General features: G+C 65.8%; 14 protein-coding genes and 1 pseudogene. 8 read left to right on the forward strand and 7 right to left on the reverse strand.

The genetic code is table 11. The annotated features are described in order from the left end of the window. Nucleotides 1–2: 2 nt before the first annotated feature. Nucleotides 3–767, reverse strand: a complete 765-nt coding sequence (locus AC1RWI_RS15610; protein WP_043355055.1) for an SDR family oxidoreductase — start codon at nucleotides 765–767, stop codon at nucleotides 3–5. Nucleotides 768–1,120: 353 nt separating this feature from the next. Between AC1RWI_RS15610 and AC1RWI_RS15615 the strand changes: the two genes are divergently transcribed. Continuing rightward, nucleotides 1,121–1,894 (forward strand): TraB/GumN family protein, encoded by a 774-nt coding sequence (locus AC1RWI_RS15615; protein ID WP_043355056.1) that lies wholly within the window; start codon nucleotides 1,121–1,123, stop codon nucleotides 1,892–1,894. Nucleotides 1,895–1,903: 9 nt separating this feature from the next. Here AC1RWI_RS15615 and AC1RWI_RS15620 read toward each other — a convergent pair whose 3' ends face one another. Both AC1RWI_RS15620 and AC1RWI_RS15625 read right to left on the reverse strand, forming a co-directional pair. Then, complete coding sequence (locus AC1RWI_RS15620; protein WP_492867335.1) at nucleotides 1,904–2,761, reverse strand: arylamine N-acetyltransferase family protein; 858 nt, start codon at nucleotides 2,759–2,761, stop codon at nucleotides 1,904–1,906. A 62-nt stretch (nucleotides 2,762–2,823) separates the two neighbouring features. Further along, complete coding sequence (locus tag AC1RWI_RS15625) at nucleotides 2,824–3,534, reverse strand: Crp/Fnr family transcriptional regulator (protein WP_492867337.1); 711 nt, start codon at nucleotides 3,532–3,534, stop codon at nucleotides 2,824–2,826. A gap of 159 nt (nucleotides 3,535–3,693) precedes the next feature. Between AC1RWI_RS15625 and AC1RWI_RS15630 the strand changes: the two genes are divergently transcribed. After that, entirely contained in the window at nucleotides 3,694–4,191 is a 498-nt protein-coding gene (locus AC1RWI_RS15630) for an Mpo1 family 2-hydroxy fatty acid dioxygenase (RefSeq protein WP_043355063.1), read from the forward strand. A gap of 19 nt (nucleotides 4,192–4,210) precedes the next feature. Here AC1RWI_RS15630 and AC1RWI_RS15635 read toward each other — a convergent pair whose 3' ends face one another. Next, complete coding sequence (locus AC1RWI_RS15635) at nucleotides 4,211–5,122, reverse strand: LysR substrate-binding domain-containing protein (protein ID WP_492867339.1); 912 nt, start codon at nucleotides 5,120–5,122, stop codon at nucleotides 4,211–4,213. A 133-nt stretch (nucleotides 5,123–5,255) separates the two neighbouring features. Between AC1RWI_RS15635 and AC1RWI_RS15640 the strand changes: the two genes are divergently transcribed. Then, nucleotides 5,256–6,275 carry a DUF1338 domain-containing protein gene (locus AC1RWI_RS15640; RefSeq protein ID WP_043355068.1) on the forward strand — a complete coding sequence of 340 codons (1,020 nt, stop codon included), beginning with the start codon at nucleotides 5,256–5,258 and terminating at the stop codon, nucleotides 6,273–6,275. Between the two features lie 60 nt (nucleotides 6,276–6,335). Here the strand turns inward: AC1RWI_RS15640 and AC1RWI_RS15645 are convergent, their stop codons facing one another. Continuing rightward, entirely contained in the window at nucleotides 6,336–6,686 is a 351-nt protein-coding gene (locus AC1RWI_RS15645; protein ID WP_043355070.1) for an ATP-binding protein, read from the reverse strand. 97 nt (nucleotides 6,687–6,783) lie between these two features. Next, nucleotides 6,784–6,873, reverse strand: a pseudogene (locus AC1RWI_RS15650) (DNA-binding response regulator); the annotation flags it as partial. Between the two features lie 334 nt (nucleotides 6,874–7,207). On the opposite strand from AC1RWI_RS15650, the gene AC1RWI_RS15655 reads away from it, so the two are divergent. The 5 genes from AC1RWI_RS15655 to AC1RWI_RS15675 all read left to right on the forward strand — a co-directional run bounded on the left by AC1RWI_RS15655 (nucleotide 7,208) and on the right by AC1RWI_RS15675 (nucleotide 13,706). Further along, nucleotides 7,208–8,170, forward strand: coding sequence for a cyclase family protein (locus tag AC1RWI_RS15655; RefSeq protein ID WP_492867342.1), 963 nt, complete (start codon nucleotides 7,208–7,210; stop codon nucleotides 8,168–8,170). A 132-nt stretch (nucleotides 8,171–8,302) separates the two neighbouring features. After that, complete coding sequence (locus AC1RWI_RS15660; RefSeq protein ID WP_043355074.1) at nucleotides 8,303–9,985, forward strand: class I adenylate-forming enzyme family protein; 1,683 nt, start codon at nucleotides 8,303–8,305, stop codon at nucleotides 9,983–9,985. Nucleotides 9,986–10,331: 346 nt separating this feature from the next. After that, entirely contained in the window at nucleotides 10,332–10,796 is a 465-nt protein-coding gene (locus tag AC1RWI_RS15665; protein ID WP_043355077.1) for an HU family DNA-binding protein, read from the forward strand. Between the two features lie 177 nt (nucleotides 10,797–10,973). After that, a complete protein-coding gene (locus tag AC1RWI_RS15670; RefSeq protein WP_492867344.1) occupies nucleotides 10,974–11,936 on the forward strand; it encodes an alpha/beta hydrolase fold domain-containing protein in 963 nt (320 codons plus the stop codon). Between the two features lie 180 nt (nucleotides 11,937–12,116). After that, on the forward strand, nucleotides 12,117–13,706 hold the full coding sequence (locus AC1RWI_RS15675; protein ID WP_043355079.1) for an FMN-binding glutamate synthase family protein: 1,590 nt from the start codon (nucleotides 12,117–12,119) through the stop codon (nucleotides 13,704–13,706). Nucleotides 13,707–13,715: 9 nt separating this feature from the next. Here the strand turns inward: AC1RWI_RS15675 and AC1RWI_RS15680 are convergent. Next, a partial coding sequence (locus AC1RWI_RS15680; protein WP_492368571.1) for a helix-turn-helix domain-containing protein occupies nucleotides 13,716–14,634 on the reverse strand: 919 nt, incomplete at its 5' end.

Genomic DNA, 14,634 nt, shown 5'->3' on the forward strand with positions numbered 1-14,634 from the left:
GCTCAGATCGTGACGCCGCCGTCCACCACCATGGCCTGGCCGGTCATGAAGGTACTGGCCGAGGAGGCCAGGAACACCGCGGCGCCGGCAATCTCCACCGGCTCGCCGATGCGGCGCAGGGGCGCGCCTTGCGTCGACAGCTTGTAGCGCTCCGGATCCTCCCAGAGCGCCTTGGCGAAATCGGTGCGGATCAGGCCGGGGGCGATGCAGTTCACGCGCACGTTGCTCGGGCCGAACTCCACCGCCAGGTTACGCGCCAGCTGGAAGTCGGCCGCCTTCGACACGTTGTACACGCCGATGGTGGGCGAGCCGCGCAGGCCACCGATGGACGACACGATGATGATCGAGCCGTCCTTGCGCTCAAGCATCTGCGGGGCCACCATCTGGATCAGCCAGTGGTTGGAGATGACGTTGTTGTCCAGGACCTTGCGGAACTGTTCGTCGGTCACGCCGCTCATCGGGCCGTAATAGGGGTTGGACGCCGCGTTGCAGACCAGTACGTCGATCTTGCCGAACGTGCTGTTGGTCTGGTCGACCAGGCGCTGCAGGTCTTCCTTGGAGGAGATATTTGCGGGCACGGCAATCGCGGTGCCGGCGCCATGCCTGGCATTGATGGCATCGACGACTTCCTGGCAGGCCTCGGCCTTGCGCGAGGAAATCACCACTTTGGCTCCTTGCACCGCCATCTGCTCAGCGATGGCGCGGCCGATGCCGCGTGAAGAGCCGGTGACGACGGCAACCTTGCCGGTCAGGTCGAACAATGACATGCGTGTCTCCTGGTGTCCTGGTCCTCGCGGGGCGAGGCCAGATGATCTTTAAGATGATCTTTGAAAGGCGCTGGTGAATCTGCATCTTGGCAGCACGGCCCGGCGTGTTCTGCACAGCGGATCATGCAGGGGCTTGTCGGTGCCATAGTGCTACCGGCCGGTACATTATGGTTGGGAGGCATGGCTCAGTCCACAAGCAAATCGGCGGCCGGCCCGGCTTATCAGAGAATTTTCTGTTGGCAATGCATTCGGTGCATGACGTCGGCAAGATAGCGGCATGATGTCCGCACCCACAAACGGCGAGCAGGTCATAACAGGCTGCAACAGGCCACAAAGGACGAGGAAAGCGTTTCATGCTTTGGCAAATCAAGGATACCGAGGTCTACCTGCTGGGGGCGATCCACGTGCTGGATGCGCCGTTGCCTGCACTGGTGCCGGCCGCGGAGCGCGCCTACCGGGCTTCGGCGCGGGTGGTCTTCGAGGTGGCGCTGGACCAGGCACCGGATTTCGCGCCGGCGTATTTCCCGCAGGGCGACAGTCTTAGCCGCCATCTGCCGCCGGCTACGCTTGAACAGGTGCGGGCGCTTTGGCTGGATTTCGGCTTGCCCGGCCCCGAGCTGGAGCGGCTGCGCCCCGTGTTCGCTGCGATGCATCTGCAGTTCGCGGTGGCCGCCAGGCACGGCATCCTGGCGCAGCATGGTGTCGATCGGTTCTTGTGGGCGCGCGCCGCTGTCGATGGACGGGCAACGGATGCGCTGGAGGATGGCACCGAGGCGCTGCGGATGTTGCAATGCGTGCCGCTGGCCGAGCAGGTATCGATGCTGGCATTCTTTGCCGAGCAGCCGGAACTGGCCGCGGCGGAGCCGGCGGATATGGTGCGCTGGTGGCGGCAAGGGCAGGCCGGGCCGTTTGGCGCGCTGCTAGCGCAGCGCCGCGCGCAATGGCCGGACACGCTGGCCGTCCTCGTCGACGCACGCAACCAGCAATGGATGCCGAAAATCCAGGCGCTGGTCGCGGATCGCGTGCCAACCCTGATCGTGGCCGGTGCCCTGCACATGGTGGGCGACGCGGGGCTGCCGGCGCTGCTTGGGGCCGCCGGGCTCGAACTGCTGCCCGAACCCTGGTGAAGCGAACGCCTATCCGTTGCCGCGCGCCTTGATCAGCGTGGGCAATAGCTGGGCCAATTGCGCTTCGCTGGCAAGATCCAGCGCCAGCCCGAAGCGATCCCCCAGCGCTTGGACAATGGCAGCCGGCGTCTCCAGTTGCTGGCGCTGCACGCTGCCATCGGCCGCGCGCACGGCAAAGTCGCCGTTGATCAGCGTCAGCCGGGTGTCGCCTTGCGTGCGCGCCAGGGTCAGGGCGTTGCGGAACAGGCTGTCGGGATGGGTCGAGGTGTACCAGTTGCGCGGCTCGAAATCGATGGCCTGCTGCGGCGAAAGATCGAACTGGTAGAGCTTGCACCACGCGCTAGCGGTTTTGACCTCCAGGTCGTACACATGAAAGGCCGCGCCTGTCGTCGCCACGCAGGACAGGCGATACGGGAACGACGGATCGGCTTGCTCCGCCTGCGGCAGCGCCATGGCGCGATACGGCGTAGGGCCGCCAAAGCCCACGTCCACGATATAGCTCCGGTGTGCGGCCTCCACGCGCAGCAGCATGTGCGATTGCATGGTGGGCACAGCTTCGGGCACGTTCCAGCGCACCCGCGCAGCCAGCGGCGTGACCACGTAGCCAAGCGCACGCAGCGCGGCGGCAAGCAAGGTGTTTTGCTCGAAGCAGTAGCCGCCGCGTGCGTTGGCGACCAGCTTGTCGAACACCGCATCCAGGCCGATCTTGATCGGGCGCTGCAGCAACACGTCGACGTTTTCAAAGGGAATCCGCGCCAGTTGCGCCGCGATCAGGCTGTCGAGCGTGGCGAGGTCCGGCTGGCTCGGCACCGGATGGCCGATGCGGCGGAGATAGGCTTGCAGGCGGGTGTCGTCTAGATAGGTCATGGCGATGAATGTCTGGCTTGCGCTGCCAGCGCAGGTTTGCAGGGATCGGGCACGCGGCGCTGTCAGCTCAGCGCCAGCAAGGCCGGCAGGTCGATCAACTCGATGTCGGCATAGTGCAGCCGCAACAGCCCGCGCGCTTCGAGCTCGCGCAGGGCCTGGTTGACCGTCTGGCGCGACAGCCCCAGCATCTGCCCGAGTTGTTCCTGCGGGATATGCACGGAGCGGCGCTCCAGCCCGGGCAGGTCGCCGTAGGCCTGGGCAATGGCCACCAGCCGGCGGCCGGTGCGCGCCAGCGGCGGCAGCAACTGCGCCTCTTCCACATAATGAAAGGCCTCGCGCGTCTTGGCGGCGAGCAGCTTGCCGAACTCGCGCCACCATTCGGGATGCGCCGACAGCATCGCGTAGAGCTTGTCGCGCTGCAGGTGCAGCACGGTGGCCGCGCTGGTGGCACGGGCGTCGTGCGTGCGCGCCAGCCCGTCGAACAGGCAGATCTCGCCAAACCAGCTGCCCGGCCCCAGCAGGCCGATCAAGGCGGCCTTGCCAGACTCGCTGTGGGTGTCGACCTGCACCGTGCCGGCAATCACGCCGTAGATGCCGTCAAAGGCGTTGCCGCGGGTAAACAGCATCTGGCCGGCGGCCAGCTTGCGCGTGGCCGCGTCCCGCAGCAGGGTGTCTTGCATGGCCGCCGGCAAGGCACTAAACCAGCTCCCGCCGCGCAAGGCGCGCAGCGGATCCAGGGCCGGCTCCTGCTGGCCACGGGTTGCCAGGCGCATGATGGTCTCCTTGATCGATGCTCTTGCCGACTGTCAAAAACCGGACAGACGGACTTCTTGGTGCCTATTAATATACGGCCACGACGCGTAGCCGCAGTACGCGGACACAAACACGCGACACAAATACGCGACGACGACGACGCCCCGGCAGGAGACCCTGTGAAGACACTGATCGACCACCTGGCTAACTACGCAGCCTATCACCGCGACGCGCGCAATGTGTTCAGCCATTTCATCGGCATCCCCATGATCGTGCTGGCCGTGACCACACTGCTGGGCCGCCCGGCCATGCCGCTTGATGCCGGTCCGGCGTACCTGACGCCGGCAATGGTCGTTTATGGTCTGTCCTGCCTGTTCTACCTGCGCCTGTCGGCAGGGTTCGGGCTGGCGATGACGGTGATCCTGGCTGGCTTTGTCTACGCCGGCGGCGCCATCGCTGCGCTGTCCACCGGCGCATGGCTGGCTTGGGGTATCGGCCTGTTCGTGGCGGGCTGGCTTATCCAGTTTGTCGGGCACTATTACGAAGGCCGCAAGCCTGCGTTTGTGGATGACCTGGCCGGGCTTCTGGTCGGGCCGCTCTTCCTGGTAGCCGAAGTGGCCTTCGCAATGGGCCTGGCGCGGGACACCCGCGAGGCTGTCAGCGCCCACGCGCATTGACCATCGGCGCGCCTGCCTTCTAGGCGCGGTGTTCCGCGCCGTGTTCCAGCAGCCAGTCGCGCAGTTGCAAGACCTTGTCGTCGGCAGGCAGGCCGCGCCGGTGGACGAAGTAATAGGCCTTGCGATTGTCGATCTGCGCCGGCAGCGTGGCTAGTGGCACCACCAGCCGCCCCTGCGCCAGTTCCTCGGTAATCAGAATGCGTGGAATCAGCGCCACGCCGATGCCGGCGGCGGCCGCCTGCGCCAGCATGGTGTAGAGGTCATAGCGCGGGCCGCGCAAGGCCTGTGCCGGCAGTGCCGCGCCCGCGGCGGCGAGCCAGTCGCTCCAGGCGCGCAAGCGGGTGTTCAGGTGCAGCAGCGGCAATTCCAGCAGCTGATCCAGGTCCAGGCGCTTGCGGCGCCCCAGCAGCGCGGGGCTGCACACCGGCACCGACGGGCCTTCCTGCAGGATGCGCTCGCCCTGCGTACCCGGCCACAGCCCTTCGCCGTAATAGATAGCCGCGTCGAACGCGGTATCACTGAGCTCGAATGCCTCGGTGCGCGCCGAGAGATGCAGCGTGAGATCGGGCAGGGCGCGCGCCAGCAGCGGCAGGCGCGGGATCAGCCACTGGCTGGCAAAGGTGGGGCCGATGGCCAATTCGATAGCGCGCCCGCGCGGACGCTGGGTCATCACATCCAGCGTCACCTGCTCGATCTGGTCGAGCCGCTCGCGCACTTCTTCGGCATAGGTCCCGCCAGCCGGCGTTAGCACGATGCGCTTGCGGATGCGGTGGAACAGCGGCACGCCAAGCCGGGCTTCCAGCCCTGCGATCTGCCTGCAAACCGCGCTCTCCGTCACCGCCAGCTCGTCGGCGGCGCGGGTAAAGCTGCCCAGGCGCGCCGCGGCCTCGAACATCTGGAGTGCCGTGAGGCTGGGTATGCCCTTGCGCATAGTGCGTTTTTGGAAGGAAGTTGGTGCGAAGTTATCAATTGTACGAACTCTCCCGCAGTCGCACAATAAGCCCATCCGGAGGCCATCGGCCCCCGCCATCCCCCGAAAACAAACACATTTCAGCGTATTGACCATGACGAAGCCGAATCTGCAACGCCTCCTCGAGACCGTTTGTGGCGAAACCCAGGCAGCTGAGTTGCTGCAATTAATGAATGTTTCCCCGCAACTGCTGTCTTCTGCCAGCGAACAGGCCAGCCGTGCCGAAGTGGCACAGGCGCTCAATATGGTGCTGTTCGCCGGCATTCTCGAGCGCGTGCCGACCGGCATGGCCTATACCCGCGACGTGATCCAGGCGGGCGGGCAAGTGGTGTTCGACCACGGCGCGCTGCGCACGGTGAAGTGGGATTGCGGCAGCCTGCCCTCGGGCGAGATCGCCTTCACGCGCATCCTGGGCCCGCTGGGCTACCGCCTCAACGGCACCTATCCGCTTGAGCGCATTGGCATGACCGGCCGCTCCTACACGCATGCCGACCTGCCTGACGACATCGCCCAGTACTTCCTGAGCGAGTTGCATCCCGAGCGTTTCAGTGCCGGCTTCCAGTCTGCCGTGTCACGCGTGGTGTCGAAGTCCGTCGATCCGCTCGGCGACGAAGCCGTCGCGCAACTGGCCCTGCTGGAGCGCGATGCGAGCCTGCCGATGGCCGATGCGGCGCGCCTGGTGCCACAACTGGCAGCCTGCTTTGCCCGCCAACATGCCGAGCCGGCCCTGGCCGACTATGAATTGCTGCTGAAGGAATCGGCCGAGATGGCCTGGATTTCCACCGAGGGCAATGCCTTCAACCACGCCACCGACCGCGTGGCGGATGTGCGTGCCGTGGCGGACGCGCAGCGCAGCCTGGGCCGCCCGATCAAGGATTCGGTGGAAGTGTCGCGCTCCGGGCGGGTCCTGCAGACGGCATTCAAGGCCGATCCGGTGGAGCGCGGGTTTGTCGGCGCCGACGGCGTGGTGGTCAAGCGTAGCGTGCCGGGCTCGTTCTACGAGTTCATCACGCGCGATTTCGTGCCCGCGACGCAGGCCGCTGGCGGCACGCTGGATCTGTCGTTCGATGCCGGCAATGCGCAAGGCATCTTCAAGATGACGGCGGCCTGCTAACGCGGGCGATGCGGTAGCGGGAGAAAGAGAAGGGGCCGGCTCGACCGGCCTTTTCTTGGTTTACGGCTGGCCAGCCGGCAGGCGCAGGCGAGCCAGCAATCCACCCAGTTCGCTGTTGCCTAGCTCCAGCCCACCCTCATAAAGGGCCGCCATCTCGCTGACGATGGCCAGGCCCAGTCCGCTGCCGGCAGCGGACTCATCGAGCCGCCCAAAGCGTGCCGTGGCCAGCTCGCGGGCCTCGGCCTGCATGCCCGGCCCGTCGTCTTCGACCGTGACCTCAAGCATGCCGCCGCGCTCCGCGAGCTTGACGCGAACGCGCGAGCGCGCCCATTGGCAGGCGTTGTCGAGCAGGTTGCCGAGGATCTCGATCAGGTCCTGGCGGTCGCCGGCGAAGTGCCCGTTGCCATCCACCTGGATATCGATCTCGCGGCCGCTGTGCAGGCGTGCCAGCTCGCCTGCCGCGGGGCCGGCGTCGATGCGCGCCCCGCGCGTGCTCGCAGCCCCTGCTGCCCGTGCGCGCGTTCAGGCGCACCGGGCCGCAGGCCGGCTCGGGCGCGGACATGCCATGGGCGCGGCGGATCAGCGCGCGGATTGACGCCGATCACATCGCCCGTGTATTGCGCCGACACCGCCTCCAGGATGCGCGTGAGTGGAAGGATCTCGCTGCACGAAAGGAAGCACATGGACAGCGGCCCGTCCATGATCGTGCTCGGGCCGTTGCTGGCCTTCGGGCTGGACGGCTGAAGCTGGCCCCTGGAACCCCCGGCGGGTTTTCCATGTCTGGACATGCTCCCGTGGCTGGTCCTACACTCGATTCACAATAAAACGCACGACCGTTCTTATTTATGTTCTCCACGCATGGTCAACCATGCGCCACGGACATGACCGGCACAGTGCGATCCCTCAGGGTCAATCCAAAAAGGAGACATGGCATGGAATCGAAGAACGTCCCGCTGGTAGCCGAGTTGTTGCGCGATGCGCCGAAGAACTGGGGCAAATGGGGGCCGGATGACGAGGTCGGGTCGCTGAACTATCTCACCCGGGCGCAGGTGCTGCGCGGCGTGGCTTCCGTGCGCTCCGGCAAGACCTTCACCCTGCAGATCCAGATGGGAAACCCCGCCGGCGACCCGGTCTGGCCCGGGCGTTCGCAGGCGCGCCGCCTCAACGTGATGGACAAGGGCCATTATCTTTGCGGCAAGGGCCCGAAGTTCCCCGGCGAGGCCGAGTACGCCGACGACATGATGATCATGTACCTGCAGGGCTCGACCCAGTACGACGCCCTGGGCCATGTCTGGTACGGTGATCAGCTGTGGAACGGCTACGACGCCAAATCCACCATCGGCGGCCTGGAAAAAGCCAGCGTCCTGCCGATCGCGGAGCGCGGCGTGGTCGGGCGCGGCGTGCTGATCGACATGGCGCGCCACCGCGGCAAGGACGTGCTCGCCCCGGGCGAGACCTTCACCCACCTGGACTTGCTCGCCGCCGCCGAGATGCAGGGCGTGCGCATCGAGAAGCACGACATCCTGGTGATCCGCACCGGCTGGATCGGCTCCTTCTACAAGCGCGACCAGGCTGAGTTTTATCGTGAGTTCGTCGAGCCGGGCTTGACCTACAGCCCGGAACTGGTCGAGTGGTTCCATCGCATGGAGATCCCCAACCTCGTCACCGACACGATTGCCAACGAGGTGACCGTGGACCCGGTCTCGGGCGTTGCCTTGCCGCTGCACAATGCGCTGATGCGCAACCTGGGCGTCGCCCTGACCGAGATCGCCCAGCTGGACCCGCTCGCCGCGGACTGCGCGGACGATCAGCAGTGGAGCTTCCTGTATACGGCAGCACCGCTCAAGGTAGTGAACGGCAGCGGCGCGCCGGTCAACCCGGTGGTCATCAAGTAAGCCAGGCAGAAAGCCTGCCCACGGCGCCGTCCGGTGGAGAAGCCTCAATGGCCTCTTGCACTGTGCGGCGCCAGCTTCGTTTCGGCCAAGCATTATGCTTGACACTACCCGCCGTGCCTATCGAGGTGCCTCATGACGCCCTATGAAGAGAAGCCCTGGCTCTCCAGCTACAACGCCGGCCAGCCGCACACCATCACCCCGCAATTTACCGACGCATTATCCATTTTTCGGGCCGCCGCGGACCGCGCGCCCGCCAGTCCGGCAATCCACTACTTCGACGCCACGCTCAGCTATGCCGAGGTGGATGCGCTCTCGGACGCGCTCGCGGTAGCGCTATCATCGCGCGGCTGCACGCGCGGCGAGCGGGTTGCGCTGTACCTGCAGAACGTGCCGCAGTTCGTCATCGGGCTGGTTGCCGCCTGGAAGCTCGGCGCCATCGCGGTGCCGGTCAACCCGATGAACCGCGCACGCGAACTGCGCCTGGTGCTGGCCGACTCCGGCGCGAAAGTACTGATCTGCCACGAATCGCTCTATGCCGATGTGGTGAGCGGGCTGTTCGACGCCGAGCGGCGCGGCCAGGGCGACGCTGCCGCGCCCCTTGCGCTGCCCGCGGTGATCACCACGTCTGAGCTGGATTTCCAGACGCGTGCCGATCCGCGCCTGTTTGCCGCGACGCGGCGCCAGCCCGCCGAGGGCGTGCCCGATCTGCTGGCGCTGGTGCAAGAGTACCTGGGCCAGCGCCCGGCGCCGGTCAAGCTTGCGGCAGACGATATCGCGATGCTGGTGTACACCTCCGGCACCACCGGCGTGCCCAAGGGCGCGATGAACACCCATGGCAATGTTGCTTTCAATGCGCAGGTGTACCGCGACTGGATCGGCTTGGCGCAGGGCGGCCCGATCCTGGGCGTGGCGCCGCTCTTTCATATCACCGGACTGGTGGGCCATGTGGCCGCGGCGTTCATCTGCGCCGCGCCGCTGGTGCTGGCCTGCCGTTTCGAGCCGGGCGTGATTCTGGAGGCCATCCGCGACCGGCGGGTCGAGTTCACCATCGGCTCGATCACGGTCTTCATCGCGCTGATGAACCATCCCGAGGCGACCCGCGCGCATTTCGCCACGCTGGGCAAGATCTACTCGGGCGGCGCACCGATCCCGCCGAGCGTGGTGGAGCAGTTCCGCGCCAAGTTTGGACACTATATTCACAACGGCTACGGCCTGACCGAGACCAACTCGCCCACCCACGTGGTGCCGCTGGGCCGGGAGGCGCCGGTGGACCCGGCCTCCGGCACGTTGGCGATCGGCGTGCCCGCCTTCAATGTCGACGCCTTCATCGGCGACGATGCGGGCGCGCCGGTGCCGGTGGGCGAGGTCGGTGAGATCATTTCGCGCGGGCCGATGATCGTGCCGGGCTACTGGAACAAGCCGGAAGAGACGGCAAAGGCCATGGCGGGCGGCTATTTCCACACGGGCGATGTTGGTTTCATGGACGCGCAAGGCTGGTTCTACCTCGTCGACCGCAAGAAGGACATGATCGTCGCCGCCGGCTACAAGGTCTGGCCGCGCGAGGTGGAAGACGTCTTGTATACGCACCCCGCGGTGCGCGAGGCGGCCGTGGTGGGCATACCCGACGCCTATCGCGGCGAGACGGTGAAGGCCGTGGTCAGCCTGAAACCGCAGGCCAGCGTCACGCCGCAAGCGCTGCTGGCCTGGTGCAAGGAGCGCATGGCAGCCTATAAATACCCGCGCGTGGTGGAGATCATCGACGAGCTGCCGAAGACGGTGACGGGCAAGATCCTGCGGCGCGAGCTGCGCGGCTGAGGGGGCCGTGCGCGCAAGAAGGCGGCTGAAATCGTCGGCGCGCGCGCGGCATCCGGCGTGGCAAAAAAGACGAAATCACGCGTTTACCCCTTGTATATAGAGTCCGCGGACGCATCCACTGCTGCGTCCGCGCGACACAACGGCAGGTCGCGCGAGACAAAACCTCAAAAAACCCCGGGGAAAACCCCGGTTTTTACACTCGCACACACGAAAACCCCTTGACGTTGCGTTGTTTCCGCTATGATTCAGTCGTTGCCGCACGCCGATAGTCGATCGACGAAGCGTCGAGCGACATCGGATGCCACATCCCGTGCGACATCATTCTGTTCAACTCATATTTATCGATATGGCGACCAAAGCGAATCCGACCGCGAAGACTGCAACCAAGACCGCTGCCAAGAAGGCACCGGCAACCAAAGCCGCTCCTGTAAAGGCTGCTGCCAAGAAGGCCGCGCCGGCCAAGAAGGCTGCTCCGGCTGCCGCGGTGACCCCGCGCCCGCTGAAGGACACCTTCAACAAGTCGAGCCTGGTCGCTCACCTGGTAGCACAGACCCAGCTGGAAGCCAAGGCCGTGAAGACGGTGCTGGCCCATCTGGAAAACACCATCGTCAGCGCGCTGCACAAGAAGGGCGCCGGCGAATTCACGCTGCCCGGCCTGATGAAGGTCACGGCTCAGCAAGTACCGGCCAAGAAGAAGCGCTTCGGCAAGGACCCGTTCTCCGGTGAAGAGCGTTGGTTCCCGGCCAAGCCGGCCAGCGTCAAGGTCAAGGTACGCCCGCTGAAGAAGCTGAAGGACGCAGCTGCCGCCTGACAGGGGCCCTGTTTCCAGCTTGAAAAGGAGCCGCTAGCCGGCTCCTTTTTTGTATCCGGCGAATGGGCAGCCGTGCCTGTCGCGCCAGCTTTTCCTGCTTCCCCCGCTGTTTTGGTAGTTTCCGTCGTTCTTCAGCCGGCCGCCAATGAAGCCGGCGCACCATTCCGGGAGATCGTCATGCCTAGCATCCAGTGCCGCCTGTGGCGGCTTGCCTTGCGCCTGGTCCGGCGCAAACAGCGTTTTTCCAGCGCGCAGGCGCTGCACGAGGAAATTCGCCGCCGCCGCAAGATTGGCCGCGCGAATCCCACGGCGCGCTTGCTGGCGCGTCACGCGGTGAGCATGGAACCTGTGGCTGGCGTCGAGGTCTACACCGTGCGCCCGCGGGGCAACGACAGCGGCAGGCAAATCCTCTATCTCCATGGCGGCGGCTACGTCTTCGATATCGTCAGCCAGCACTGGGATTTCATCGGCAAGCTGGTGGACGCGCTCGGCGCCACCGTGACCGTGCCGATCTATCCGCTGGCGCCCGAGCATACCCATCGTGAAGTCTTTGCCGGCCTGCTGCCGCTCTACGACCAGTTGGTCCGCGGCAATCCTCCCGCCAGCCTGACCGTCATGGGCGACTCCGCCGGCGGCGGCATGGCGCTCGCGCTGGCGCAAGTGGCACGGGATACCGGACGCGCGCTGCCAGGCCGCCTGGTCTTGCTGTCGCCGTTCCTGGATGCCACTGGCAGCAACCCGGCCATCGATGTGCTCGAACCGCTCGATCCGATGCTGTCGAAGCTCGGCGGCATCGAGTGCGGGCGCGTCTATGCCGGCGGCGATCCTGTCACGCTTGCACAGGTCAGCCCCATCTACGGCAGCCTGCGCGGCTTGCCTCCGGTCACGCTGTTCATCGGCACCCACGACGTCCTGCTGCCGGACTGCCGCGCTTATCGCGCGCTTGCGCAGGAACAGGGCTTGCCGCTGCGCTATTACGAATACGAGGGCATGTTCCACGTGTGGATGCTGTTGCCAATGCCGGAATCCAATGCCGCCTTTGCGCAGATCGTCGCCGCGGTACAGGCTGACGAAGCCCCGCAGCGGCCGGCGGAGGCGCGCGCCGGGCAGGGCGCAACAGCCGGGTATCAGCCGATGTAACGAGGAACGGCGATAATCGCGGGGTCGCCGGCCAAGTGCCGGCCTAAAGTAGTTAGAGGCCGTTTCAAAATGAAGCGAAGCGGTTCTGGCTAGGCGCGCGGCCGCAGACAGTACAAGTGGTACGGCCAAGGCCGCGCAACGACGCCAGAATCTTTTTGAAATGGCCTCTTAGGAGTCCCCATGCTTTCTCGTCGTTACGGCGCGGTCTGGCTGACCGCGCTTGCTTTGCTGGTCCTTGCGGCGTTTGCCGCTGGTCACAGGCTTTCCCCGGCATGGCTGGCCGTGCCCGTTGTGCTGCTGCTGGTTGGCTTGCATGACATCGGCCAGTCGCGCCACTCCATCCTGCGCAACTATCCGATTTGGGGCCACCTGCGCTTCTTCTTCGAGTTCATCCGCCCGGAGATCCGCCAGTATTTCATCGAGGACGACACCAACGAGATGCCGTTCTCGCGCCAGCAGCGCAGCCTGGTCTACCAGCGTGCCAAGAACGAGGTCGATAGCCGGCCCTTCGGCACCGAGATCGATGTGCGCCTGGCGGGCCACGAGTGGATCAGCCACTCGCTTGCGCCCACCCGCATCCCCAGCGCTGACTTTCGCATAACCGTTGGCGAGGGCCGTGCGCAGCCTTACTCGCTGTCGATCTTCAACGTCTCGGCCATGAGCTTTGGCGCGTTGTCCGGCAATGCGATCCGCTCGCTCAACCGTGGCGCCAAGCTCGGCGGTTTTATCCACGATACCGGCGAAGGCTCCATCTCGCCGTATCACCGTGCCGAAGGCGGCGACCTGATCTGGGAGGTGGCGTCCGGCTACTTCGGCTGCCGCCGCCCGGACGGTGGCTTCGATCCCGACAAGTTCGCCGAGCAGGCGCGCTCGCCGCAGGTCAAGATGATCGAGGTCAAGCTCTCGCAAGGCGCCAAGCCGGGCCACGGCGGCGTGCTGCCGGCGGCCAAGGTGACGCCGGAGATTGCCGCCACGCGCGGTATCGGCATGGGCGAGGACTGCATCTCGCCGGCCACGCACAGCGAATTCTCCACGCCGCTGGGCCTGCTGCAGTTCGTCGACCGGCTGCGCACGCTGTCCGGCGGCAAGCCGACCGGGTTCAAGCTTTGCATCGGGCACCCGTGGGAATTCTTCGGCATCGTCAAAGCCATGCTGGAATCCGGCATCCTGCCGGACTTCATCGTGGTGGATGGCGCCGAAGGCGGCACCGGCGCGGCGCCGCTGGAGTTCGTCGACCATATCGGCGTGCCGCTGCAGGAAGGGCTGCTGCTGGTGCACAACACGCTGGTGGGCGTGAACCTGCGCGACAAGATCCGCGTCGGCGCGAGTGGCAAGATCATCACTGCCTTTGACGTGGCGCGCACGCTGGCCACCGGCGCCGACTGGTGCAACTCGGCGCGCGGCTTCATGTTCGCGCTCGGGTGCGTGCAGGCGCAGAAGTGCCATACCGACCGCTGCCCCGTGGGCGTGGCCACGCAGGATCCGGTGCGCCAGCGCGCCATCGTGGTGCCTGACAAAGCCGATCGCGTAGCCAGCTTCCACCGCCAGACGCTGCATGCGCTGCTGGAAATCCTGCAGGCAGCGGGCCTGCGTCATCCGGGCGAGCTCAAGCCGCACCATATCGTGCGGCGCATCTCGCCCAACGAAGTGCGGCTGATGTCCGAGCTGCTCAAGTTCCTCTCGCCGGGGGACCTGATCAACGGGAATTTCCGCTACCAGTTGTACGAGAAGTACTGGCCGCTGGCGCGTTCCGACAGTTTCTCATTGTAAAGCACTGCGCTAGCGCGCGGCTTGCGGCGCCGGCAGGCGCGCCCGCCCATGCTGCCGAAAGGCACTGGGCGTCTGCCCGACATGCTTGGCAAAGAAGCGCGCGAAATACGCGGCGTCCGCAAAGCCCAGCGTCGAGGCGATCTGCTTGATGTCGAGATCGCTATAGAGCAGGTCGCGCTGCGCCTCCACGATCAGGCGCGAATGGATCAGCTGCAGCGCGCTCCTGCCGGCAAGCTGCTGGCAGATCCGGTTGAGCTGGGTGGGCGAGATGCCGAGCGTGCCGGCATAGCCCGCCAGATCCTGGTGGTTCCGGAAACGCGCCTCTACCAGTTGCTGGAACTGCTGAAAATGGCGTGCGGTCCTGCCCGCCGGCTGCGCCCCGGTTGCACCCGCGCCGCAAGCGCGCCGGGCAATGCCAACCAGCAACAAGGACAGCAGAGCCGACAAGGCAGCACCGCGCCACAGCGATACCGCGTTCATCTCCGCACGGAACAGTTCCAGCGCCCCGGCAAGCACGGTGGCGTCATCGCGCTCGCTGCCGGCCGGGTCACCGAACGGGTCATGGTAGGGCCGCTCGAACAGCGGTAGCGCATCCGGCACGCCAGCCAGCAGCGTGTGCAGGTAGTGGTCGGTCATGGTAATGACGATGCCATCCACGTCCGGCGTAAACCGAAAACCATGCACGCAACGCGGCGGCACCGTTACCACGGTACGCGCGCCCAAGGGGTACTCGCGGTCGTCAAGCAGCGCGCGGCCGCCGCCCTGGTGCACGTAGAGCACCTGGAAGAATCGTTCGTGGCGGTGGGGCTTGATTTCCCAGTCGTTGACGCCGCTGCGCTCCGGGATCGACTCGAAATGCAGCTGTTCCAGCAGGGGCTCGTTGGAGTTGACCCCATAGAGGGAGTACGTCGGGACGGTTTTCATGGGG

Source organism: Cupriavidus sp. MPR-AND1C, assembly GCF_058809705.1.